We start from the raw sequence: 25,459 nt of genomic DNA, 5'->3' as shown, positions 1-25,459 counted from the left end.
TTGTCCTGTATACAATCGGCACGGCTGTTGCAGTGTTTCAGCCTCTTATTCTTTGGGGGTGTTTCATGCAGTTCTGGCGACGCAGTATTCAATGGCAGTTGATCTTGAGCATGGGCACCGCCCTGCTGCTCAGCATCCTGATCGTAGTTGGCATTTATACCCTCGTGGTCAACCGTCTTGCCCAGCGTTATCTGGTCGAACAGGCGCTGCCGTCGAGCATCGAGGCCATGCGCAACGACATCGAGCGCATACTCGTGCAGCCCCTCACCGCCGCCAAGGACATCGCCAGCAACAGCATGGTCCGCGAGTGGCTTGCCAATGGCGAAGATGCCAGTAAAACGCCGGCGTTCGTAGACTATCTGGAAGGCATCCGCGCCGAACACAAGGCGTTTACCGCGCTGATTATCGGCGCCGCGACCAACCACTACTTCACCGAAAAAGGCCTGGATCGCTCCCTGAGCCGAGCCAACGCCAAGGACGCCTGGTTCTACTCCTTCCTCGACAGCAATCAGCCGCGCACCCTCAATATCGACAATGACACCGCCACCGGAGAATTGGCGCTGTTTATCGACCTCAAGGTCGAACAAGCGGGCAAGGTGGTGGGTGTCGCTGGCCTCGGGCTGAGCATGAAAGAGCTGTCCGAGTTGATTCACGACTTCAACTTCGGGGCGCGCGGCCGGGTCTATCTCGTGCGTTCCGACGGTCTGATCCAGGTCCATCCCGAGGGGCAGTTCAGCGGCAGGCGCACGCTTGCCGAGCAGATCGGCGCGTCCGCAGCCCAATCGATCATCGGTCAAAAAACCGCCGCAAGCAGCAGCTTCAGTCGTGAGGGCGAAGACTATCTGGCGCTAAGCCTGCCCTTGCGTGATCTCGACTGGACGCTCGTGGCCGAAGTGCCGCAGTCGCAGATCTACGCAGAAGCTCGCCGCGCCCTGTGGATAAGTAGCGGCATCGGCCTGGCGGTAGCCCTGGTGAGCTTGCTGCTGGTGGTCTTGCTGGCCCGCGGGTTGGTGCGACCGATTCGGCAGGTAACAGAAGCACTGGTGGCCATCGGTAGCGGTGGTGGAGATTTGACTCACCGGTTAGATTCCACTCGCGCTGATGAACTTGGCGACCTTGCGCGTGGTTTCAACCGCTTCCTGGAAAGTCAGCGCACCCTGATCGGTGAAGTACTGGCCACCAGTGAACGCTTGCGTACAGCCGTGGGGCAAGTGGCGCGAGTGGTGGACAACACGGCTGAACGCTCTGGTCGGCAACAGGAAATGACCGACATGGTCGCCACCGCCGTCCATGAGATGGGTTTGACCGTGCAGGACATCGCACAGAACGCCGGCAACGCGGCGCTCGCGTCACAGACGGCCCGTGACGAAGCGTTGCTGGCGCGGGAGGTGGTTGGCGGGTCGATCCGCCACATCGAAAGCATGTCCGATGAAATCGGCGTGGCCGCCGGTGCGGTCGGGGAGCTGGCGCATCAGGTGGCGTCGATCGATCAGGTGCTGGCGGTGATTCGCGGGATTTCCGAGCAGACCAACCTGTTGGCGCTCAACGCCGCCATCGAAGCCGCGCGGGCGGGGGACATGGGGCGTGGTTTCGCGGTGGTGGCCGATGAAGTGCGGACCCTGGCCCGACGTACACAGGCGTCCACCGACGAGATTCAGCAGATGATCGCCAGCCTCAAGCAGGGGGCGGAAAATGCGGTGTCGTCGATGCACAGCGGACAAGCGGCGACGGGAACCGGTGTCGAGTCGAGCCAGCGCACGGGTGCATCCTTGACCGCTATCACCGGGCAGGTCGAACGCATCAGCGACATGAACCACCAGGTGGCGACCGCGACGGAAGAGCAGTCGGCGGTGACCGAAGAGATCAACCGCAACGTGCAGGGGATTTCCGATCTGGCGCGGGCGACGGCGGGAGAGGTGAGGGCATGTCGGGAGGATTGCCAGACGTTGCAGCGCTTGGCCGATGACCTGGCGCGGCAGATGGGTGGGTTCAAGTTGGGGTGATGGGGTGTTTTCACTGGCGCCTTCGCGAGCAAGCCCGCTCCCACTGATGGCTAGGGTGTTCACACCATTTGTGTTCCACCCCAAACCCTGTGGGAGCGGGCTTGCTCGCGATTGGCCGCGCTACAACAAGCCGATCAGAACCACTCATCCTGCATGTTCAGGCACACATCATCCCGAGCTTCAAGAATTGCCAGTTCATGATGGCAACCCGGTACTTCCCAGGTCAGGAAATACCGGGCCGCCTGCAGCTTGCCTTTATAGAAGCCTGCATCCGCCGCATTGCCTTTGGCCAAGCCTTCCTCGGCACGAATGGCCTGCTCCAGCCAGCGCCAGCCAATGACGGTGTGTCCGAACACTTTCAGGTACAGCGCCGAGTTCGCCAGGCTGCTGTTGACCTTGCCTTGGGCGAGGTCTGTCAGCAGGCCGATGGTCACGCTCTGCAAGCGGGCAACCAGCTTCTCCAGCGGCTCACGCAAGGGCGTCAGTGAGTCGAACCCCTGCGCCCGCTCGGCCGTCTCGGCGATCAGACGAATCAGTTGCTTGAGCCCCGCGCCGCCATTCTGTGCCAGTTTGCGTCCGAGCAAGTCCAGCGACTGAATACCATGGGTGCCTTCATGGATCGGGTTCAGGCGGTTGTCGCGGTAATACTGTTCCACCGGGTACTCTCGGGTGTAGCCATGCCCGCCGAGAATCTGGATCGCCAGTTCGTTGGCCTTCAGGCAGAACTCCGACGGCCAGGATTTGACGATCGGTGTCAGCAGATCCAGCAGCTCGTGGGCCTGCTTGCGCTCGGCTTCGGTTTCAAGCGTGGTGGTGTCATCGAACAGTCGCGCCGCGTAAAGCCCGAGGTCGAACGAACCTTCGACGTAGGCTTTTTGCGTGAGCAGCATGCGCTTGACGTCGGCGTGCTGGATGATTGCCACAGGTTTGGTGGTCGGATCCTTGCTGTCCGGCACCCGGCCTTGTGGGCGCTCGCGGGCGTATTCCAGCGAGTACAGGTAGCCGGCGTAACCGAGCATCACCGCGCCCATGCCAACACCGATCCGCGCCTCGTTCATCATCTGGAACATGTAGCTCAAACCCTGATGCGGCTGGCCCACCAGATAGCCAACACATTCGTCGTTATCGCCGAAGTTCAGCGCCGTGGACGTGGTGCCGCGCCAGCCCATCTTGTGAAACAGCCCGGCCAGCAGCACATCATTGCGAGGCCCCAGGCTGCCGTCATCGTTGACCAGAAACTTGGGCACGATGAACAGCGAAATTCCCTTCACCCCGGCGGGTGCATCCGGCAGTTTTGCCAGCACCATGTGCACGATGTTCTCCGACAGCGGGTGATCACCGCCGGAGATGAAAATCTTGTTGCCCTTGAGTCGATAGGTGCCGTCGGATGCAGGCTCGGCGCGAGTACGAATGTCCGATAGCGAGGAGCCGGCATGTGGTTCAGTCAGCGCCATGGTGCCGAAAAAACGGCCCTCGATCATCGGTTGCAGGAAACGCTGCTTTTGCTCGTCGGTGCCGAAACTTTCTATCAGGTTGGCCGCGCCCATTGTCAGGAACGGGTACGACGTCGATGCCGCGTTGGCTGACTGGAAATGGGCAAAACAGGCTTGGGACAGCAATGTAGGAAGCTGCATGCCCCCGGCGTCGAAACTGCGCGCGGCGTTGAGGAAACCGGCCTCGAGGAACGCATCCACGGCAGGTTTCACCTCGGGGATCAGAATCGCCCGACCGTCTTCGTAGCGCGGCTCGTTCTCGTCGTTCTTGCGGTTATGCGGGGCGAAAAATTTCTCGGCGATGCTGCGAGCGGTGCCAAGGGCGGCATCGAAGGTTTCGCGATTGTGCTCGGCGAAACGCTCACGCTGGGTCAGGCCCTCGGCATCGAGGACTTCATACAGCTCGAAAGCCAGATTGCGGGAACTGAGCAACGTCTCGGACATGGCGGCCTACCTGTTTTTGGAATGGGCCGAGTCTAAGTTGGGGAATGCAGGAGGGATAGGATGATTGATGGAGATGATAAAGCAGCACAAGCCTCAAGCCACAAGTAAAAGCACTCGCAGGTGCTTTTACTTGCAGCTTGTAGCTTGAGGCTCGCAGCTGCCGTCAGCCGATGGTCATCAGGCTGGCATTACCACCTGCTGCCGCAGTGTTGACGCTCAATGCGCGCTCGATCACGAGGCGTTCCAGCGCAATGTTGGATTCGCCCTGCGACAGGCCCTGAACACCGACGATGGCGCCAGCACGCTTCGCCACTTGCTGGCACACCGCACGCAGTTGGTCGGAATGGCCATGATGCAGGACCGCATCAAACACCACTTCGTCCTTGTTCCAGTCGGTCACCAGCTTGATGCGCGCCTGAATGTCTTTCGACAGGCGGGCGAACAGCGTCTTGGCCACGTCAGTTTCCGGCCATACCGCGCAACCGCCCACTGCCAGCACCGCTGCCAGTTGAGCCAACAGGTCGCCTTCGACTTCCGCCAGGCACAGCACGTGTTCACGCGGCAGGATCGCATAGCTGTTGCGCTCACCGGTCGGGCCGGCCAGGACGCGGGTGATGCCGCTTTGCGATTGTGCGGCGAATTGCGCGCACAGTGCGCTCAGGTCAGCGAGCTTGTTGTTGTCGGCCCAGGCTGTGAGGGCGGTCAACGGTTGGCTCATGGCATCGCGCAGACGAACATCCGGCGCCGCGATGGCGTCACCGCGAGCGAAGGATTGCTCTATGGCATCTGTAGGACGGGTCGACAACAGGCGGTAAAGGTACAGCGGGCCGCCCGCTTTCGGACCGGTACCCGACAGGCCTTCACCACCGAACGGCTGTACACCGACCACAGCACCGACGATGTTGCGGTTGACGTAGACGTTACCGGCATTGACGTTATCGATCACCTTGGCGATGGTCTCGTCGATGCGGGTGTGCACGCCCAGGGTCAGGCCGTAGCCGGAGGCGTTGATCTGGCCGATCAACTGGTCGATGTCCTTGCGCTTGTAGCGAACCACGTGCAGCACAGGGCCGAAGATTTCCCGTTGCAGTTCGTCAAAGCTTTCCAGTTCGATCAGGGTCGGCATCACGAAGGTGCCGCGCTTGACCTCCTCGGCATCGGCGATAGCCACCTGGTACACGCTGCGGCCTTTGTCGCGCATGGCCTGGATGTGCTTCTCGATACCTGCCTTGGCTTCGGCATCGATCACTGGCCCGATGTCCACGGACAGGCGCTCTGGGTTGCCAAGGCGGCTTTCGGCCATCGCGCCCTTGAGCATTTCGATGACGCGGTCGGCGGAATCTTCCTGCAAGCACAGCACGCGCAGTGCCGAGCAACGCTGGCCGGCGCTGTCGAAGGCCGACGATACAACGTCAATCACCACTTGCTCGGTCAGCGCCGAGGAGTCGACGATCATGGCGTTCTGGCCGCCGGTTTCGGCGATCAACGGGATCGGACGGCCCTGGTTGTCCAGGCGACCGGCAATGTTGCGTTGCAGCAGGCGCGCCACTTCGGTGGAGCCCGTGAACATCACGCCTTTGACGCGATCATCGCCGACCAGGCCGGCACCTACCGTTTCGCCACGTCCCGGCAGCAGTTGCAGTACGCCTTGCGGAATGCCGGCTTCGAGCAGCAGGCGCACGGCTTGCGCGGCGACCAGTGGAGTTTGTTCCGCAGGCTTGGCCAGAACCGGGTTACCGGCGGCGAGGGCTGCGGCAACCTGGCCGCTGAAAATCGCCAGCGGGAAATTCCACGGGCTGATACAGACCACCGGGCCCAGTGGGCGGTGGGCGTCGTTGCTGAAATCGTTGCGTGCCTGGACCGCGTAGTAACGCAGGAAGTCCACGGCTTCACGCACTTCGGCAATGGCGTTGGCGAAAGTCTTCCCCGCTTCACGGGCCAACAGACCCATCAACGGCTGGATTTCGGCTTCCATCAGGTCGGCGGCGCGCTCCAGGATGGCGGCACGTTCGGCGGGCGGGGTGGCCTGCCAGATCGGGGCGGCGTTCAGGGCACACTGAATGGCGTTGTCGACATCTTCGACCGTCGCTTCCTGCACGTGGCCGACCACGTCACGCAAATCGGACGGGTTGAGTACGGGCGCCGGGGTTTCGGTGCTGGAGGCGCAACCGAGCATGGGTGCGGCTTTCCAGTTGTTGTGTGCGGTGGCCAGCAGCGCGCAGGACAACGACGCCAGACGGTGTTCGTTGGCCATGTCGATGCCGCTGGAGTTGGCGCGCTCGGGGCCGTACAGGTCGTGCGGCAATGGAATGCGCGGGTGCGGCAGGCCAAAACCGCCTTCGGTAGTGGCCATCTTCTCGATGCTGGCGACCGGATCGGCCACCAGTTCCTGGATCGAGATCGACTGGTCGGCAATGCGATTGACGAACGATGTGTTCGCGCCGTTTTCCAGCAGGCGACGTACCAGGTAGGCCAGCAGCGTTTCGTGGGTGCCAACCGGAGCGTACACGCGGCACGGACGGTTCAGCTTGCCCTCGGAAACCTTGCCTACAACTTGTTCGTAAAGCGGTTCACCCATGCCGTGCAGGCACTGGAACTCGTATTGGCCCGGGTAATAATTCTGACCGGCGATGTGATAAATGGCCGACAGGGTGTGGGCGTTGTGCGTGGCGAACTGCGGGTAAATGACTTCCGGCACCGACAACAGTTTGCGCGCGCAAGCGATGTAGGACACGTCGGTGTACACCTTACGGGTGTAGACCGGATAGCCTTCCAGGCCTTCGACCTGGGCGCGCTTGATTTCGCTGTCCCAGTACGCGCCTTTTACCAGGCGGATCATCAGGCGATGACGGCTGCGGCGAGCCAGGTCGATCACGTAGTCGATCACGTACGGGCAACGCTTCTGATAAGCCTGGATCACGAATCCGATGCCGTTCCAGCCGGTCAGTTGCGGCTCGAAGCACAGGCGCTCCAGCAGATCCAGCGACAGCTCAAGGCGATCGGCTTCTTCGGCGTCGATGTTCAGGCCAATGTCATATTGCTTGGCCAGCAGGGTAAGCGACAGCAGGCGTGGGTACAGCTCGTCCATCACGCGCTCATATTGCGCACGGCTGTAACGCGGGTGCAGGGCGGACAGTTTGATGGAAATGCCCGGGCCTTCATAAATCCCACGACCGTGTGAAGCCTTGCCGATCGAGTGAATGGCTTGTTCGTACGAGGCCAGGTATTTCTGTGCGTCGTGCTCGGTGAGCGCGGCTTCACCCAGCATGTCGTAGGAGTAGCGGAAGCCCTTGGATTCGAACTTGCTCGCGTTGGCCAAGGCTTCGGCGATGGTTTCGCCAGTAACGAATTGCTCACCCATCAGGCGCATGGCCATGTCGACGCCCTTGCGGATCATCGGCTCGCCACTTTTGCCGATGATGCGGCTCAGGGACGAAGTCAGGCCGGCTTCATTATGAGTAGACACCAGCTTGCCGGTCAGCAGCAGGCCCCAAGTGGCGGCGTTGACGAACAGCGACGGACTGTTGCCCAGGTGTGGCTGCCAATTGCCAGTGCTGATCTTGTCGCGGATCAGGGCGTCACGGGTGCCTTTGTCCGGGATGCGAAGCAGCGCTTCCGCCAGGCACATCAGGGCCACGCCTTCCTGCGAAGACAGGGAAAATTCCTGCAGCAGGCCCTGCACGATCCCGGCACGGCCGCCGGCACTTTTCTGGTTGCGCAACTTTTCGGCAATCGAAGCCGCCAGCTTGTTGGTGGCGTCGGCCATCGGTGCGGGCAGGCGAGCCTGTTCGATCAGCATCGGCACCACTTCCGGCTCAGGGCGGCGGTAAGCGGCGGTGATCGAAGCGCGCAGGACCGATTGCGGCAAGATGCTTTCGGCGAATTCGAGGAAGCACTGGTGAGCGTGGTCGACGTGCAGCTCGCCTGCATCATCACTCGCAGCGGCGCTCAAGCCGTTGAGCTCAGTCAGGGTTGCACCACCCTCGAGTTTTTCCAGGTAATTGAAAATTGCCTGCTTGATCAGCCAGTGGGGCGTGCGATCAATCGAGGTTGCGGCGGCCTTCAGGCGCTCGCGGGTCGGGTCGTCAAGCTTGACGCCAAGGGTGGTGGTAGCCATGTTTTTATCCTCATGTTTGCCACGACTGCGTGGCATCAGCTGGCCGCAAGATTAGCCGTGCTCTGGATGAGGTGCAACCGGGTGCAACCCTTTTTTTGCAGGAATAATGCGCAACTCGTCAGGAAAATAATTCTGGAACGAAAGTCCCGCTTCTGCTTGGTGCTTTTGCTTATAGCAAGCACATTTTACTGACCCATTACGGAGCAAAAGCGCTTTTTTTTCTGAGGAATCCGACTAGGTGCAACTAATTCTCGAGAAATGGGTTGCACCTTATTTGCAATGTTGCATAGCATCTGCGCCCCAAGGTGCAACCGATCAAAAGTTGGCTGCACCGGCTGATGGCTTTCCTGGGGAAACATCAGTCATAAATGCGCGGCCTCCCGAAGCGTCTGTCAAACATCATCGTTTACAGGCGGTTCAACTTGCCGCTGCTACATAAAAACAAAGCCAGGGCGTCACTTAATGAGCAATCCAACCCTGATCACGTTCGTGATCTACATCGCAGCAATGGTGCTGATCGGCTTCATGGCCTATCGCTCCACCAACAACCTTTCCGATTACATCCTGGGCGGTCGCAGCCTGGGCAGCGTTGTCACCGCGTTGTCCGCCGGTGCTTCCGACATGAGCGGCTGGTTGCTGATGGGCCTGCCGGGCGCCATCTACATGTCCGGCCTTTCGGAAAGCTGGATCGCCATCGGCCTGATCGTCGGTGCCTACCTGAACTGGCTGTTCGTCGCCGGCCGTCTGCGTGTGCAGACCGAGCACAATGGCGATGCGCTAACCCTGCCGGACTACTTCTCCAGCCGTTTTGAAGACAAAAGCGGCCTGCTGCGGATCATTTCCGCGATCGTGATCCTAGTGTTCTTCACCATCTACTGCGCCTCCGGCATCGTGGCCGGTGCCCGCCTGTTCGAAAGCACTTTCGGCATGTCCTACGAGACCGCGCTGTGGGCCGGTGCTGCGGCAACGATTGCCTACACCTTCGTAGGCGGTTTCCTGGCAGTGAGCTGGACCGACACCGTACAAGCCACGCTGATGATCTTCGCCCTGTTGCTGACGCCGATCATCGTGCTGCTGGCCACTGGCGGCGTCGACACCACGTTCCTGGCCATCGAAGCGCAGAACCCAAGCAACTTCGACATGCTGCGCAACACCACCTTCATCGGCATTATCTCGCTGATGGGTTGGGGCCTGGGTTACTTTGGTCAGCCGCACATTCTTGCGCGTTTCATGGCGGCGGACTCGGTCAAGTCGATCGCCAATGCCCGTCGCATCTCCATGACCTGGATGATCCTGTGCCTGGGTGGCACCGTAGCGGTAGGCTTCTTCGGTATCGCCTACTTCTCGGCGAACCCTGACGTGGCCGGTCCCGTGACCGAGAACCATGAGCGTGTGTTCATCGAGCTGGCAAAAATCCTCTTCAATCCATGGATTGCCGGTGTGCTGCTGTCCGCCATCCTGGCTGCCGTGATGAGCACCCTGAGCTGCCAATTGCTGGTGTGCTCGAGTGCCCTGACCGAAGACTTCTACAAGACTTTCCTGCGTAAGTCGGCTTCCCAGCTGGAGCTGGTGTGGGTCGGTCGTGCCATGGTGCTGCTGGTGGCACTGGTCGCCATTGCGCTGGCCGCCAACCCGGAAAACCGCGTGCTGGGCCTGGTCAGCTACGCCTGGGCGGGTTTTGGTGCCGCATTCGGTCCTGTGGTTCTGATCTCCGTGATCTGGAAAAACATGACCCGCAATGGCGCGCTGGCTGGCATCCTGGTGGGTGCGATCACCGTGATCGTGTGGAAACACTTCGAACTGCTGGGTCTGTACGAAATCATCCCTGGTTTCATCTTCGCCAGCCTGGCGATCTACATCGTCAGCAAAATGGGCGCGCCGACTCAAGGCATGCAACAGCGTTTTGCTGCGGCCGAGGCCGATTACCGCCTGAACAAGTGATCGTGACGAGCTGATGCTCTGACCTTTCGCTAAAACGGCCCGCTTCCTTCTGGAGGCGGGCCGTTTTTTTTGCGTAGGGTCAACAATGCTCGGGTTGCCCACTCGGCTGCGAAGTCCTGACGTTCACCTTCGTACAAGGTAAACTTGCGGGCCTTCGCAGGAGCAATCATGAATTATCGTCACGCCTTCCATGCCGGCAATCACGCCGATGTGTTCAAACACCTGACCTTGACCCGCCTCATCGCCTTGATGTCGCGCAAGGAGCAGCCATTCGCCTATCTGGATACGCACGCCGGTATTGGTCTGTATGACCTTCAGGGCGATCAGGCGAACCGTACCGGCGAGTACCTGGAAGGCATCGCGCGACTGTGGGATCAGCCAGACCTGCCGGCGGCGACCGCCGATTACATGAAGGTGCTGCACGACATGAACCCGGATGGCCAGCTGCGCTATTACCCGGGTTCACCGGAGCTGGCGCGACGCCTGACGCGAGCGCAGGACCGGGTGATGCTCAACGAGAAGCATCCCGAAGATGGCGTGCTGCTCAAGGACAACATGGCTGGCGACCGTCGAGTGAAAGTGCACCTGGGCGAGGGCTGGCACGTGGCCCGCGCGATGTTGCCGGTGCAGGAAAAGCGCGCGGTGATGTTGATCGATCCACCGTTTGAACAGCTCGATGAAATGCAGCGCTGTGCGGCTTCGTTGAAAGAGGCGGTTGGCCGGATGCGCCAGACAGTGGCGGCGATCTGGTACCCGGTGAAGGACCAGCGCATGTTGCGTCGTTTCTACCAGGACCTGGCCGGGACGGGCGCACCCAAGTTGCTGCGCGTGGAGTTGCTGGTGCATCCGCTGGAAACACCCAACAGCCTGAACGGTTCCGGGCTGGCGATTGCCAACCCACCCTGGGGGCTGGAAGAGGAGCTGCGCGAGCTGCTGCCGTGGCTGTCCGAGAAGCTGGGGCAGACCCAGGGCGGCTGGAAGATGGACTGGTTGATTGCTGAGTAACAGCATTCCCCTGTAGGAGCGAGCACGTCGAGGCGTCGAACCGTCGCGATGGTCGTTAACGATAACGCTGGCGGCCTGACACCCCGCGGTGCCTGGACTTCCATCGCGAGCATGCTCGCTCCTACAGTTCAGGCAGGGATGCCCTAGATCGGGCAGGTCACGCCTGTACCGCCAATCCCGCAGTAACCTTCAGGGTTCTTGGCCAGGTACTGCTGGTGATAGGCCTCGGCGAAGAACACCGTCGGTGCCTGGTCGATTTCGGTGGTGATCGTGCCTTGGCCCGCCTTCGATAGTTCCTCCTGGAACACCGCTTTGCTCCGTTCGGCGGCGGCGAGTTGTTCCGGGGTGGTGGCGTAGATCACCGAGCGGTACTGGGTGCCGATGTCGTTGCCCTGGCGCATGCCCTGGGTCGGGTTGTGCAGTTCCCAGAACATCTTCAGCAGCTCGTCGTAGCTGACTTTCTGCGGCTCGTAGACCACCAGTACGACTTCGCTGTGACCGGTCAGGCCCGAGCACACTTCCTCGTAGGTGGGGTTCGGCGTGAAGCCACCCGCGTAACCCACGACCGTGCTGACCACACCTTCGCGCTGCCAGAACCGGCGTTCCGCGCCCCAGAAGCAACCCAGGCCGAAAATGGCAAATTCCACGTCATCGAAGAACGGACCCAGCAAGGGCGTGCCTTTAACGAAATGGTTTTCCGGCAGGGTCATCGGGGTTTCGCGGCCAGGCAGAGCTTGTTCTTTAGTCGGTAGCACGTTTTTGTTCACCAGAATTTCCGAGCGCAAGACCATCATCAGTCCCCTCAGTCAGGTTGAAATGTAAGGAATCAGACCGCCAGTGTGCCCGAGAGTCGCGTCGCTGTCAGGCGATTGGGCCACGCGGATAGCGTTTGAGCTTGTCGATCAGCTCGGCGCCCGGAATCGGTCGGTCGAACAGGTAGCCCTGGCCAACGTCACAACGGTGGCGGCGCAGGAACGTCAGTTGCTCGGCTGTTTCAATGCCTTCGGCCACGACCTTGAGTTTAAGGTTGTGGGCCATGGCAATCACCGCGGAGGTGATTTCCATGTCGTCCTGGTTGTCCGGGATTTCGTGAATGAAGCTTCGATCGATCTTGATGATGTCGATGGGGAATTTTTTCAGGTAACTGAGCGAGGAATATCCGGTGCCGAAGTCATCCATGGCCAGGGTCAGCCCCAGGCGCTTGAGCTGGTCGAGCTGCAAGTGGGTGTCTTCGGTGGCTTCCAGCAGCAGGCCTTCGGTCAGTTCCAGCTCCAGCAGGCATGCCGGCAGCGCTTCTTCCTTGAGGATGTTGGCGATCGACGACACCAGGTCCGGGTCGGAGAACTGCTTGGGTGACAGGTTGATCGCCACCTGCAGATTGCCCAGGCCGGCGGCGGTCAACTCTTTGCTCATGCGGCAGGCCTGGCGGGCGATCCACTTCCCGATCGGGATAATCAGGCCCGTTTCTTCGGCGACGCTGATGAACTGGTCCGGACGGATCATGCCTTTTTCCGGATGGTTCCAGCGCAGCAGCGCTTCCATGCCCAGCAGCCGACCGCTGCGCAGGCATAGCTTGGGCTGGTAGAACACATCCAACTCGTTCTGGGTCAGGGCGCGCCGCAGGTTGTTCTCGACGAACAGTTTGTAGCTGGCCTCGGCATTCAACGCTTCGGTGAAGACCTGCACCTGATGTTTGCCGTTGGCCTTGGCCTTGTGAAGCGCGAGGCCGGCGTTACGCATCAGGGTCTGTGGGTCACGTCCGTGCAGCGGTGCGCAGGCCAGGCCGACGGAGCCGGTGACGCTGATCAATTGGTTGTCGACGAACATGGGTTTGTCGAGCGTCGCCAACAGTTGATTGGCAACCTGCTGGCCCGAGGTGAGGTCGGTGTTGTCCAGCAGTACGGCGAATTCGTTACTGGCGAAACGCGCCAGACTGCCGCCCGGCGACAGGCTGTTGCGCAGGCGACGGGCCAGGCTGATCAGCAGCTTGTCACCCGTCTGGTGGCCCAGGCTGTCGTTGATTCGCTTGAAGTTGTCGATGTCCACCAGCAGCAGGCTGATCGGGGTATCGCTGTCTCGGGCGAAGCGTTCATCGAGGTTTCGGATGAAGGCCGGCCGATTGCCCAGGTTGGTCAGGTTGTCGGTGTAGGCCAGGCGTTCGATGCGCTGCTGGGCGAGCTTGGTCTGGGTGATGTCTTCGTAGATGCCGATGTAGTGCGTCAGTTCGCGGTTGTCGCCGTACACCTTGGAGATCGACAACTGGCCCCAGTAGGGTTCGAGGTTTTTCCGGCGACTTTTGAATTCACCCTGCCAGCTGTTGCTCTTGGCCAGTGAAGACGGCGCATCGAACAATAGTTCACTGAGGTTTTCCAGGGCCGGCAGCTCCGACAGCCGCTGGCCGTGGACTTCTTCGGTGCTGTACTGGGTGATGGCGGTGAAGCTGGGGTTGACGTACTCCACCACGCCATCGCAGTTGACCAGCAGAAAGGCGTTGGCACTCTGTTCGACCGCGCGCTGGAACAAGTGCAGTGCGCTGGTGGCGGTGCGCCGATTGTGGTTGTTGATCACTTGGGCGAACTGATCAGCCAGCTCGCCGGCAAATGCAATCTCGTCGGACTGCCAGTCGCGGGTTTCACCTGATTGCTCCAGGCAGAGCACGCCGACCACTTGGCCGTCGATGCGGATGCTGGCGTCGAGCATCGCGTTGACGTTACGAGCGCGCAGGGCCTCGGCCATTTCCCGGGTGCGTGGGTCGCGGATGGCGTTATGCGCATCGATCGCCCGGCTGCCGTGCAGCGCATCCATGTAATCGGGGAAGCCACTGATGTCGATGGCGTCAGGCAACTCATAAGTCTGGGTGCAGCGGTGATACGCCGAAATCGGTACCAGCAGCGAGCCTTCCAGGTTCCACAGGCTGGCGCAATCGATCTGGTAAATGTCACAGGCGCTGCGGGTGATCAGCTCGGCCGCTTCTTGCACGGAGTTGCCAGTGCTATAGCGCTGGCGTGTCAGCAGCAGGATCAGGTCTTGCTGGGCGCGTACCCGGTCCAGATGCAGGAGTTGTTCCTGCTGTGCGCGTTGATTGAGTTCCAGGGCGATTTGCAGCCGGGTGTTGCGGGTTTCGAGATCCAGTGCCGGCAGCAGTGGTTCACCTTCGAAAACGCCGTCGACCACCATGAGGTAGCCACGCAGCAAATGTCTGTTGTGTTGTTTGTAGGCTTCGCCCAGCTCCAGCAGGCTCAGGGTGCCCGCAGCGGTGTGCAGGGTGTACCGGACCAGGTAGTGGGCGTTACTGGTCAGTTGCTGCTGGATGGTGTCATGCAGATGATAGCGTGCTTCGGGCTCCATCAAGCTGGCGTAGGGCGAGCCGACGAGCGCGCACAGCTCCACCGCCGGGAGGCCGAACTGTCGCTCGCAATTGGGATCGAGAAACAACAGGGCCCAGCTCGGTTCGTTCAGCCGTTCGAAACGCAGCATGCCGAGGCGCGAAGGCACCGGCAGTTGCGTCACTACCTCGGCCACCATACGGCTGGCGGCATCGGGTTGGCTTTTCATGGAAGGAACTCGCTTCGATTGTGCTGAACGCGCCGGGCTCTCGCCCTCTTTACTGTTGCCTGCAGCAAGGTTGCATCATTGCGACACCGACTGACAAGAGACATGAAGGCCAAGTGCTATAAGAATGTGTCGGCAGGCAGGAAGAATTCTTCAGTTCGTGGCGAAAACTGCCGGATTCAGCCCCTGCGATGTTAACGCAACCTGATTTTCAGCGTTTGCAGAGGCCCGCCACACCGGTTGTGATAAGTCACCTGAAGGTGCCGGGACTCCACCCGCAGATGGGCAAAGTTGTCCTGGCTGATCACTGGGCTGGTCAGTTGATGCCGGTACTCGCCTGCGTCGGTCCTGGCCAGCGGTTCGTCGAATACGAAGGTACAAGTTCGGGCATATGGCAACAGCATGCTGTTGCACAGCGGTGAGGAGACGATGGTGTGCACTTCGAAGTCCGGGTCTTCGCTGTGGGTCAGCCGGCTGGTCAGGGAGCCGTGGACATCGCCGCAAACGAAGAAGACATTTTTGATCCGGTGTGTACGAATCGTTTCCAGCAATCGTAATCGTTGCTCCGGAAAGGCTTGCCAGGCATCCGTGGCGAACCGTCTGCGGTCGGGGTACAACACCACGCTGGTGACCACGAACTTGACGCGTGCCGGGCTGTGAACCAGCCAGGTGCACAAGGCCTGCTCCTGCTCTTCGTCGAGAATGCGCCGATTGTCGGCCGACAGATTGCGCCGTGTGCGGCTATCGGTGACAAACCATTCGATATCGCCATGGGTAAACTGGTACCAGTAGCGGCTGAGGTGACGATTGATTGTCCCGTCGTCGTGCAGCTCATGGGCCGGGCTGTGGCTGGCCTGGTACAGCTCGTAGGCGGCGATGGCATTGTCGTATAAATGATCGTCGCCCCGGTTTTTGTTGGCCGGCCAGTTGTCCTCTATTTCGTGGTCGTCGAGGATCATGTACGTCGGGATACCGGACATCAGTCTCGCTATGTGCGGTTGCGAAAAGGCCGTGCGGTACTTTTTCAGGATTTCCCCGTAATCGCGGTCAGGCGCAATGAGGTTCAAGTCGTCGATGTAGACCTGGTCGCCGGTCATTACCATCGCGTTGATCGGCGCCGCGCGATGCTGCGCCAAGTGGTTGATCGAGGCAAAGATGCGGTCGCCCAGATGTGGCAGCGAAGCCAGTCCAGCGGTCATGCGCAGGTATCGACACGAGCCGACGATGTATCCCCTCGGCGCCGTCGCGCTGTCTGACGGCGTGCTGAAACGATAGATGTCCCCAGGCCATTGCAGCGCCAGCTCCTGGATCGACTCCACGGTATGCAGAGGGCTCATCGGGCTGAACCAGCCCGCCTGGTACTCGTATTCGGTATCGGCGGCGAGCTGGTTCAGGGTAATGACCTCGCACATGTCGCGTTGCTCTGTCAGTTGGCTGAAAACCCCGCGGGACCAATGAGTCTCGCCCCTGCGTCGATAGCGTAGGCCGGCGAATACGAGGGCTCCTTTTTGCGATTTACCCCGTAGGAATATTCGGGTGTGAGACGACGTAGTGTGTCCAATGATCGGGCCGACGGTAGGTTTGTGCAGGTAGGAATTCATTCGACGCAGTACTCGTTGAGCCAAAGGTTTGTTGGCCCAGCCTAGAGATTGCCTCGCAAAAAAAATCGGGGTGAAGTGGACGGAGGGTGTGGGATTTGTAAGCCCGATCTGTCGGACAAGGGAAGAGGGCATCTGCCAATAAAATCAGGGCAAAAAAAAGCCCCGCCAAATTGACGGGGTTGAGGTACGAGCGTGGCGCTCGAAAAGCAGCGACGCGACAGGCCCTCCGGTGAAGGAGGGCCGGCCGGTGTTACAGCAGGATAGTGCGGATGTCCGCCAGCAGGTCGCTGAGGCGCTTGGTGAAGCGAGCCGCAGCGGCGCCGTTGATCACGCGGTGATCGTAGGACAGCGACAGCGGCAGCATCAGCTTCGGCTGGAAGGCCTTACCGTCCCAGACCGGCTGGATGGTGGCCTTGGAAACACCAAGGATCGCCACTTCCGGCGCGTTGACGATCGGCGTGAAGCCGGTGCCGCCAATGTGGCCGAGGCTGGAAATGGTGAAGCAGGCGCCTTGCATGTCGTCAGCGGTGAGCTTCTTGTCGCGAGCCTTGGCGGCCAGCGCAGCGGCTTCGGCTGCCAGTTGCAGCAGGCTTTTCTGGTCGACGTTCTTGATGACCGGTACCAGCAGGCCTTCAGGGGTGTCGACGGCGAAGCCGATGTTCACGTACTTCTTGCGGATCACAGCCTTGCCGCTTGGAGCCAGCGAACTGTTGAAGTCCGGCAATTCCTTGAGCAGGTGCGCGCAGGACTTGAGCAGCAGTGGCAGGATGGTCAGCTTGACGCCAGCCTTCTCGGCAACCGCTTTCTGTGCGACGCGGAAGGCTTCCAGCTCGGTGATATCAGCCGAATCGAACTGAGTCACGTGCGGGATGTTCAGCCAGCTGCGATGCAGGCTCGACGCGCCGATCTGCATCAGGCGGGTCATCGGCACTTCTTCGGTTTCGCCGAAGCGGCTGAAGTCCACGGCCGGAATCGGCGGAATGCCCGCACCACCGGTAGCGCCGGCAGCAGCAGCCGGTGCTTCCTTGGCCTTCTGCATCATCGTCTTGACGTAAGCCTGCACGTCTTCCTTGAGGATGCGACCGTGCGGGCCGCTGGCGCCAACAGCGCTCAGCTCTACACCGAACTCGCGAGCCAGTTGACGCACGGCTGGGCCGGCGTGAACCTTGGCGCCCGGCTTCGCTGGAGCGGTGGCCGGTGCGGCAGCCGCAGGAGCGGAGGCAGCAGGCGCAGCAGCGGCAGGTGCAGGCGCGCTCGGAGCCGCAGCGGCCGGAGCCGGTGCAGCCGCAGGCGCGGCGCCTTTGACCTTGAGCTTGAGGATCAGGTCGCCGGTGCCGACTTCGTCATCGAGCTTGACCGAAACGCTTTCCACCACGCCAGCGGCAGGCGATGGAATTTCCATGCTGGCCTTGTCGGATTCCAGGGTGATCAGCGATTGGTCAGCTTCGACGCTGTCGCCGGCCTTGACCAGCACTTCGATGATCTTGGCCTTGCCCGCCGAACCGATGTCCGGAACGTGAATATCCTGGACGCTGTCGGCACCGGGTGCGGCTGGTGCCGCAGCAGCAGGGGCTGGCGCAGCAGCGGCCGGAGCAGCGGCCTGGGCTGGGGCGGCAGCAGCCGGCGCCGCAGCACCCGCCACTTCCAGGTCCAGAATCAGGTCGCCAGTGCCAACTTCGTCATTGAGCTTGACGCTGATGGCCTTGATCACGCCAGCGGCAGGCGATGGGATTTCCATGCTGGCCTTGTCGGATTCCAGGGTGATCAGCGACTGGTCAGCTTCGACGCTGTCGCCGACCTTGACCTGGATTTCGATGATCTGTGCCTTGCCTGCCGAACCGATGTCCGGCACGTGCACTTGCTGAACCGAAGCGGCAGCCGGGGCAGCAACTGGCGCGGCAGCAGGGGCAGGAGCGGCAGCAGGCGCTGCTTTTTCCGCAGGAGCAGCGGCAGGCGCAGGGGCCGCAGCAGCGGCACCTTCGACTTCCAGCTCAAGCAGTTCGTCGCCTTCTTTCAGGCGATCGCCCAGCTTCACTTTCAGGCTCTTGACGATACCGGCCTTCGGCGCGGGCACTTCCATGCTCGCCTTGTCCGATTCCAGTGTCAGGATGCTCTGGTCGGCTTCGATACGGTCGCCGACCTTCACAAACAGTTCAATTACTTCACCTTCACCGCTGCCGATGTCAGGTACGCGAATGAGTTCGCTCACGGAATCTCTCCTCAGCAGTCCAGTGGGTTGCGTTTTTCCGGGTCGATCCCGAACTTGGCGATGGCTTCAGACACCACCTTGGGTTCGATATCGCCACGGTCAGCCAGTGCTTCAAGGGCTGCCAACACCACGAAATGACGGTCGACTTCGAAGAAATGACGCAGTTTCTTGCGGCTGTCGCTGCGGCCGAAACCGTCGGTGCCCAGGACTTTGAATTCCTTGGATGGTACCCACTGACGGATCTGCTCGGCGAACAGTTTCATGTAGTCGGTCGAAGCGATGACCGGGCCTTTACGGCCAGTCAGGCACTCTTCAACGTAGCTGCGCTTAGGCTTCTGGCCAGGATGCAGGCGGTTGGTGCGCTCGACGGCCAGGCCATCACGACGCAGTTCGTTGAAGCTGGTGACGCTCCACACGTCGGCACCGACGTTGAATTCTTCACGCAGGATCTTCGCCGCTTCACGGACTTCCCGCAGGATGGTACCGGAGCCCATCAGCTGAACGTGGTGCGCCGCTTCGCGGGTGTCTTCCTCGAGCAGGTACATGCCTTTCTTGATGCCTTCCTCGGCACCGGCCGGCATGGCGGGCTGCTGGTAGGACTCGTTCATCACGGTGATGTAGTAGAAGACGTCCTGTTGCTCTTCGGTCATCTTCTTCATGCCGTCCTGGATGATCACCGCCAGCTCGTAGCCGTAGGTTGGATCGTAGGTGCGGCAGTTCGGAATGGTGGAAGCCAGCAGGTGGCTATGACCGTCTTCGTGCTGCAGGCCTTCACCGTTGAGGGTGGTGCGGCCGGCGGTGCCGCCGATCAGGAAGCCACGGGTGCGGCTGTCGCCAGCGGCCCAGGCGAGGTCGCCGATACGCTGGAAGCCGAACATCGAGTAGAAGATGTAGAACGGCAGCATTGGCTGGTTGTGGCTGGAGTACGAAGTACCGGCCGCGATGAAGGAGCTCATGGCGCCCGCTTCGTTGATGCCTTCTTCGAGGATCTGGCCCTTCTTGTCTTCCTTGTAGAACATCACCTGGTCTTTATCGACTGGCTCGTAGAGCTGGCCGACGGACGAGTAGATGCCTAATTGACGGAACATGCCTTCCATACCAAAGGTACGGGCTTCGTCCGGGATGATCGGGACGATGCGCGGGCCGATTTCCTTGTCCTTGACCAGTTGCGCGAGGATGCGCACGAAGGCCATGGTGGTGGAAATTTCGCGGTCGCCCGAGCCGTCGAGGATGGCCTTGAGGGTGTCGAGCGATGGGGTCGGCACGCTGAAGCTCTGCGCACGACGCTGTGGCACGAAACCGCCCAATGCGGCGCGGCGCTCGCTCAGATAGCGGGCTTCAGCGCTGTTCGGCTCCGGCTTGAAGAACGGCAGGTTTTCCAGCTCTTCGTCCTTGACCGGAATGTCGAAGCGGTCGCGGAACAACTTCAGGCTGTCGACGTCGACCTTCTTGGTGTTGTGCGCGGTGTTTTTCGCTTCGCCGGCACCGGTGCCATAACCCTTGATGGTCTTGGCCAGGATGACGGTAGGCTGGTCCTTGTGGTTGACCGCCTGGTGGTACGCCGCATAGACCTTGTACGGGTCGTGGCCGCCACGGTTGAGTTTCCAGATCTCGTCGTCGGACAGGTCTGCAACCATCGCCTTGAGTTCTGGCGAGTTGAAGAAGTGCTCACGCACGAACGCGCCGTCCTTGGCTTTGTAGTTCTGGTATTCGCCGTCGATGACTTCGTCCATGCGGCGTTGCAGGATGCCGTCGACGTCCTTGGCCAGCAGTGGGTCCCAGAAACGGCCCCAGATGACTTTGGAAACGTTCCACTGAGCACCACGGAACACGCCTTCGAGTTCCTGGATGATCTTGCCGTTGCCGCGAACCGGGCCGTCGAGGCGCTGCAGGTTGCAGTTGATGACGAAGATCAGGTTGTCGAGCTTCTCGCGGCCAGCCAGCGAGATTGCGCCCAGGGATTCCGGCTCGTCGCACTCGCCATCGCCCAGGAAGCACCAGACTTTCTGCTTGCCTTCAGGAATGAAGCCACGGGCTTCCAGGTACTTCATGAAGCGCGCCTGGTAGATCGCCTGGATCGGGCCCAGACCCATGGATACGGTTGGGAACTGCCAGAAATCAGGCATCAGCCAAGGGTGTGGGTAGGACGACAGGCCCTGACCGTCCACTTCCTGGCGGAAGTTGTTCATTTGCTCTTCGCTGATGCGGCCTTCCATGAATGCACGGGCGTAAACGCCTGGCGAGGTGTGGCCCTGGAAGTAGATCAGGTCGCCGCCGTGCTCGTCAGTCGGGGCCTGGAAGAAATAGTTGAAGCCGATGTCGTACAGGGTAGCGCTGGAGGCGAAGCTGGAGATGTGACCGCCCAGGTCAGAATCCTTCAGGTTCGTACGCATCACCATGGCCATCGCGTTCCAGCGTACCAGCGAGCGAATGCGGCGTTCCATGAACAGGTCGCCAGGCATGCGTGCTTCGTGGGTGACGGGAATGGTGTTGCGGTATGGTGTGGTGATGGCGTAAGGCAATTGCGAACCGCTGCGGGTTGCGAGTTCGCCCATACGGGTCATCAGATAGTGAGCACGGTCTTCGCCTTCTTTGTCGAGAACCGATTCCAGGGCGTCCAGCCATTCCTGGGTTTCGACGGGATCGAGGTCTTGCATGGCTTGCTCCAGGGCGGAAAGGCTACCAGAATCGGTTGCCTGAGTGAGCGACTGGCCTTGTGGGCAGACGTTATGAATTCTTGGATTGCCGAGAGGTAGGTTCCGGCGGCGTGTAGTTTTACTACAAATCATCGGGCATTTCAGCTATCCGAATGTATATACGAGTAGTAAAACTACAGGTGAGCGGCTTGTGGCCTCCAGCTGCGTTGTGAGAATAATCGTTAAGGTTGGTCTTTTGCCAACCAAAAAAGGTGAAAGCTTGATGCTGACTGCCAAAAATGAAGAATTTTCAGCTATTTCTAACCTTTGTTCGACAGTCGATCAGGTAGTGCGAACTGAAAAATCACTACAAGCAGCCCTCCACACGCCGATCAAGGATAGACCATGAGCCTGCCTGCGCTTGCCGAACTTCCCGGCATTCTCCTGCCGTTGGTCACCCGTGCCGAGCAGTCGTTCCGTGAGGCTGTGCTGACCCTTGAAGATGACCATGGGTTCTCGGGGTGGACTCCAGAGCGCTGGGCGCAATGGGCGCGCGTGGGCGCCGCCAGCGATTTCGTCATTGAACAAAGTGTTCGTGACCCTTTGATGTTGCTGACCCTGGTGCAGTCCGGGGAACTGGATCGTGCCTACACTCCCGGCGAGTTGTGCGCGCAGATTGCGGCAGCGGTGAACGAGGCACAGACCGAGGACGAACTCGGTCGCGCCTTGCGTCGCCAGCGTGCCCGCCACCAGCTGCGGATCATCTGGCGCGACCTGACTCGCCAGGCCGACCTGGTCCAGACCTGCCGCGACCTCTCGGACATGGCCGATGCCAGCATCGACCAGGCCTATCAGTGGTTGTACAAACGTCATTGCGAGCAGTTCGGCGTGCCTACCGGCAGGCGCAGCGGCGAGCCGCAGCAGATGGTGATCCTTGGCATGGGCAAACTCGGCGCGGTCGAATTGAACCTGTCCTCGGACATCGACCTGATCTTTGCCTACCCGGAAGGCGGCGAAACCGTCGGGGTGAAGCGCTCGCTGGATAATCAGGAGTTCTTCATCCGTCTGGGACAGCGCCTGATCAAGGCGCTGGACCCGATGACCGTTGACGGTTTTGTATTCCGTGTCGACATGCGCCTGCGGCCTTACGGTTCGTCGGGCGCGCTGGTGCTCAGCTTCAACGCGCTGGAGCAGTATTACCAGGATCAGGGGCGGGATTGGGAACGCTACGCAATGATCAAGTCGCGCGTGGTGGCGGGTGATCAGGCAGCCGGTGCGCAGTTGCAGGAAATGCTGCGTCCGTTCGTTTACCGGCGTTATCTGGATTTCTCCGCCATCGAAGCGCTGCGCACCATGAAGCAGCTGATTCAGCAGGAAGTGCGGCGCAAGGGCATGGCCGACAACATCAAACTCGGCTCGGGCGGCATTCGCGAAGTGGAATTCATCGCCCAGGCGTTTCAATTGATCCATGGCGGTCGCGACCTGAGCCTGCAACAACGCCCTCTATTAAAGGTGCTGAGCACGCTCGAAGGCCAGGGTTACCTGCCGCCAGCGGTGGTCAACGAACTGCGCGAAGGTTACGAGTTCCTGCGTTACACCGAGCACGCAATCCAGGCGATTGCCGATCGCCAGACCCAGATGCTGCCAGACACCGCCCAGGATCAGGCGCGTATTGCATTTATGTTGGGTTTCGATGGCTGGGACACCTTTCATCAACAATTAATGTACTGGCGCGGTCGTGTGGCCTGGCACTTCGGTCAGGTGATCGCCGACCCCGACGAAGAAGCCGGCGCCGAAAGCGAAGTGGTGGTCGGTGGCGAGTGGCTGCCGCTGTGGGAGGACGTCCAGGACGAAGAAGCGGCCTGCCGTCAGCTGGAAGACGGCGGTTTCACCGATGCCGGCAAAGCCCTGAAAGCCCTGGCCGGACTGCGCAGCAGCCCGCAATTGCGGGCGATGCAGCGTTTGGGACGTGAGCGCCTCGATGCCTTCATCCCGCGATTGCTGGCCCAGGCGGTCGAGCACAGCAATCCTGACCTGGTGCTTGAGCGTGTGCTGCCGTTGGTGGAGGCCGTGGCTCGGCGTTCAGCGTATCTGGTGCTGTTGACCGAAAACCCCGGCGCGTTGAGGCGTTTGCTGACCTTGTGCGCCGCGAGCCCGTGGATTGCCGAGCAGATCACTCGTTTTCCGCTGCTGCTCGACGAATTGCTCAACGAAGGCCGCTTGTTCAAGCCACCCTTGGCTCCGGAGTTGGCAGCGGAGTTGCGCGAGCGCCTGACACGCATTCCCGAGGACGACCTGGAGCAACAAATGGAGGCTCTGCGCCATTTCAAGCTGGCGCACCGCTTGCGTGTCGCGGCGTCTGAAATCGCCGGGCATCTGCCGTTGATGAAAGTCAGCGATTACCTGACCTGGCTTGCCGAGGCCATTCTCGAGCAGGTGCTGGCACTGGCCTGGCGCCAGACAGTGGCCAAATATGGCACACCGTTGCGCAACGACGGGACGTTGTGCGATCCGGGCTTCATTATTGTTGGTTACGGGAAAGTCGGCGGCCTGGAATTGGGGCATGGGTCCGACCTGGACCTGGTGTTTATCCATGACGGCGACCCGCAGGCGGAAACCGACGGCCCCAAATCCATCGACGGTGCGCAATTCTTTACCCGGCTGGGGCAACGGATCATTCACTTGCTCACGGCCCAGACCAACTCCGGTCAGTTGTATGAAGTGGACATGCGCCTGCGGCCCTCCGGGGCATCGGGGCTACTGGTAAGTTCGCTGGGGGCCTTTGCCCGGTATCAGGAAAACGAAGCCTGGACCTGGGAACACCAGGCGCTGGTGCGAGCGCGGGTGCTGGTGGGCAGTCCGGATGTGGGTCAGGCGTTCGAGCAGGTTCGTGCGACTATTTTGGGTAAATCCCGGGACCTGGCGACCTTGCGCCAGGAGGTCAGCGATATGCGCGCCAAGATGCGTGACAACCTTGGCAGCAAGAGCACCGGGGCCGGCACCGCGGCGAATGCCTTCGAGGCCTCGGCACCGTTCGATCTCAAGCAGGACGCCGGAGGTATCGTCGATATTGAATTTATGGTGCAATACGCCGCCCTGGCGTGGTCTGAAACACACCCGCCGCTGCTGCGCTGGACGGACAACATCCGCATTCTGGAAGAGCTGGAACACGAAGGGCTGATGCCTGCCGAAGACGCCAGTCTTCTGCGCGAGGTCTATAAGGCCTACCGTTCCGCCGCGCATCGGCAGGCCTTGCAGAAGGACCCGGGAGTGATACCCGGTGACCAGTTCGTGGACGAACGGCGACAGGTGATGAGGATCTGGCGTGAAATGGGGCTAACCTGAAGGGCTTGCCACACCGTGTTTTGGAGAATTCTCGAGGCGGGGAGGCGTATGCCTCCCCGGTTCGTTTTTGGAAGCCACATGAAAATTCTGATCGTTGGGCCCAGTTGGGTCGGTGACATGGTGATGGCGCAGACACTGTTTCAGTGCCTCAAGCAGCGTCACCCGCAATGCGAGATCGATGTCCTGGCGCCCGAGTGGAGCCGGCCGATTCTCGAACGCATGCCCGAAGTTCGCCAGGCCTTGAGCTTTCCGCTCGGCCACGGCGCGTTGGAGTTGGCGACCCGTCGGCGCATCGGTAAATCCCTGGCCGGCCAGTACGACCAGGCGATCCTGTTGCCCAACTCACTGAAATCGGCGCTGGTGCCGTTTTTTGCCGGTATTCCCAAACGCACCGGTTGGCGTGGCGAGTTCCGCTATGGCCTGCTCAACGACGTGCGCACGCTGGACAAAGAGCGTTATCCGCTAATGATCGAGCGCTTCATGGCCCTGGCTTACGAGCCCGGTTCTGAACTGCCCAAGCCCTACCCGCGCCCGACCCTGCAGATCGACCCGGTGAGCCGTGAAGCGGCGCTGGCCAAATTCGGCCTGGCCCTCGATCGCCCGGTGCTCGCGCTGTGCCCAGGCGCCGAGTTTGGTGAGTCCAAGCGTTGGCCATCCGAGCATTATGCGAAGGTCGCCGAGGCAAAAATTCGCGAAGGCTGGCAAGTCTGGTTGTTCGGCTCGAAAAACGATCATGCGGTCGGCGAAGACATCCGCGCCCGGTTGATTCCCGGCCTGCGTGAAGAGTCCGTGAATCTGAGCGGCGGTACATCCCTGGCCGAGGCCATCGACCTGCTGTCCTGCGCCGACTCTGTGGTGTCCAACGACTCTGGACTGATGCACGTCGCGGCAGCCCTGAATCGCCCTTTGGTGGCGGTCTATGGTTCGACATCGCCGGGCTTTACCCCGCCGTTGGCCGAGCACGTGGAGATCGTGCGCCTGGGCATCGAATGCAGCCCGTGCTTTGATCGCACGTGCCGATTCGGTCATTACAACTGCCTGCGCCAATTGATGCCGCAGGCGGTGAGCGAAGCCTTGCAGCGGTTGCAGGGCACTGCGGTCGAGGTCCACTAG

General features: G+C 60.8%; 12 protein-coding genes and 1 pseudogene. 6 read left to right on the top strand and 7 right to left on the bottom strand.

Annotated features, from left to right (window positions below):
• Window positions 1-65: 65 nt before the first annotated feature.
• Window positions 66-1,136 (top strand): annotated as a pseudogene (locus tag AB4N64_RS22750) (HAMP domain-containing protein); the annotation flags it as partial.
• A gap of 126 nt (window positions 1,137-1,262) precedes the next feature.
• Window positions 1,263-2,003, top strand: a complete 741-nt coding sequence (locus tag AB4N64_RS22745; RefSeq protein ID WP_460126839.1) for a methyl-accepting chemotaxis protein — start codon at window positions 1,263-1,265, stop codon at window positions 2,001-2,003.
• A 134-nt stretch (window positions 2,004-2,137) separates the two neighbouring features.
• Here the strand turns inward: AB4N64_RS22745 and AB4N64_RS22740 are convergent, their stop codons facing one another.
• Both AB4N64_RS22740 and putA read right to left on the bottom strand, forming a co-directional pair.
• Window positions 2,138-3,940, bottom strand: a complete 1,803-nt coding sequence (locus tag AB4N64_RS22740) for an acyl-CoA dehydrogenase (RefSeq protein ID WP_460118723.1) — start codon at window positions 3,938-3,940, stop codon at window positions 2,138-2,140.
• Window positions 3,941-4,103: 163 nt separating this feature from the next.
• Window positions 4,104-8,057 (bottom strand): trifunctional transcriptional regulator/proline dehydrogenase/L-glutamate gamma-semialdehyde dehydrogenase, encoded by a 3,954-nt coding sequence (putA, locus tag AB4N64_RS22735; RefSeq protein WP_460118721.1) that lies wholly within the window; start codon window positions 8,055-8,057, stop codon window positions 4,104-4,106.
• A 462-nt stretch (window positions 8,058-8,519) separates the two neighbouring features.
• Between putA and putP the strand changes: the two genes are divergently transcribed.
• Both putP and AB4N64_RS22725 read left to right on the top strand, forming a co-directional pair.
• The gene (gene putP / locus AB4N64_RS22730) at window positions 8,520-9,998 is read left to right on the top strand and encodes a sodium/proline symporter PutP (RefSeq protein ID WP_460118719.1); all 1,479 of its coding nucleotides are present in this window, start codon (window positions 8,520-8,522) and stop codon (window positions 9,996-9,998) included.
• 168 nt (window positions 9,999-10,166) lie between these two features.
• A complete protein-coding gene (locus AB4N64_RS22725; RefSeq protein WP_460118717.1) occupies window positions 10,167-11,003 on the top strand; it encodes a 23S rRNA (adenine(2030)-N(6))-methyltransferase RlmJ in 837 nt (278 codons plus the stop codon).
• 143 nt (window positions 11,004-11,146) lie between these two features.
• Here AB4N64_RS22725 and msrA read toward each other — a convergent pair whose 3' ends face one another.
• The 5 genes from msrA to aceE form a co-directional block, all read right to left on the bottom strand.
• Window positions 11,147-11,794: a peptide-methionine (S)-S-oxide reductase MsrA gene (msrA, locus tag AB4N64_RS22720; RefSeq protein WP_460126837.1), complete on the bottom strand. Its 648-nt coding sequence runs from the start codon at window positions 11,792-11,794 to the stop codon at window positions 11,147-11,149.
• A gap of 70 nt (window positions 11,795-11,864) precedes the next feature.
• Complete coding sequence (locus AB4N64_RS22715; RefSeq protein WP_460118715.1) at window positions 11,865-14,558, bottom strand: sensor domain-containing phosphodiesterase; 2,694 nt, start codon at window positions 14,556-14,558, stop codon at window positions 11,865-11,867.
• A gap of 191 nt (window positions 14,559-14,749) precedes the next feature.
• Window positions 14,750-16,144, bottom strand: a complete 1,395-nt coding sequence (locus AB4N64_RS22710; protein ID WP_460126835.1) for an alkaline phosphatase D family protein — start codon at window positions 16,142-16,144, stop codon at window positions 14,750-14,752.
• 262 nt (window positions 16,145-16,406) lie between these two features.
• Entirely contained in the window at window positions 16,407-18,365 is a 1,959-nt protein-coding gene (gene aceF / locus AB4N64_RS22705) for a dihydrolipoyllysine-residue acetyltransferase (RefSeq protein WP_460118713.1), read from the bottom strand.
• Window positions 18,366-18,376: 11 nt separating this feature from the next.
• Window positions 18,377-21,022, bottom strand: coding sequence for a pyruvate dehydrogenase (acetyl-transferring), homodimeric type (gene aceE / locus AB4N64_RS22700; protein WP_460118711.1), 2,646 nt, complete (start codon window positions 21,020-21,022; stop codon window positions 18,377-18,379).
• A 384-nt stretch (window positions 21,023-21,406) separates the two neighbouring features.
• On the opposite strand from aceE, the gene glnE reads away from it, so the two are divergent.
• On the top strand, window positions 21,407-24,346 hold the full coding sequence (glnE, locus tag AB4N64_RS22695) for a bifunctional [glutamate--ammonia ligase]-adenylyl-L-tyrosine phosphorylase/[glutamate--ammonia-ligase] adenylyltransferase (protein ID WP_460118709.1): 2,940 nt from the start codon (window positions 21,407-21,409) through the stop codon (window positions 24,344-24,346).
• Between the two features lie 78 nt (window positions 24,347-24,424).
• A complete protein-coding gene (waaF, locus tag AB4N64_RS22690; protein ID WP_460118707.1) occupies window positions 24,425-25,459 on the top strand; it encodes a lipopolysaccharide heptosyltransferase II in 1,035 nt (344 codons plus the stop codon).

Source organism: Pseudomonas sp. S2_C03, assembly GCF_054668405.1.
Note: the sequence above shows the minus strand (reverse complement) of the source record. Positions and strands in the feature narration are given on the sequence as shown.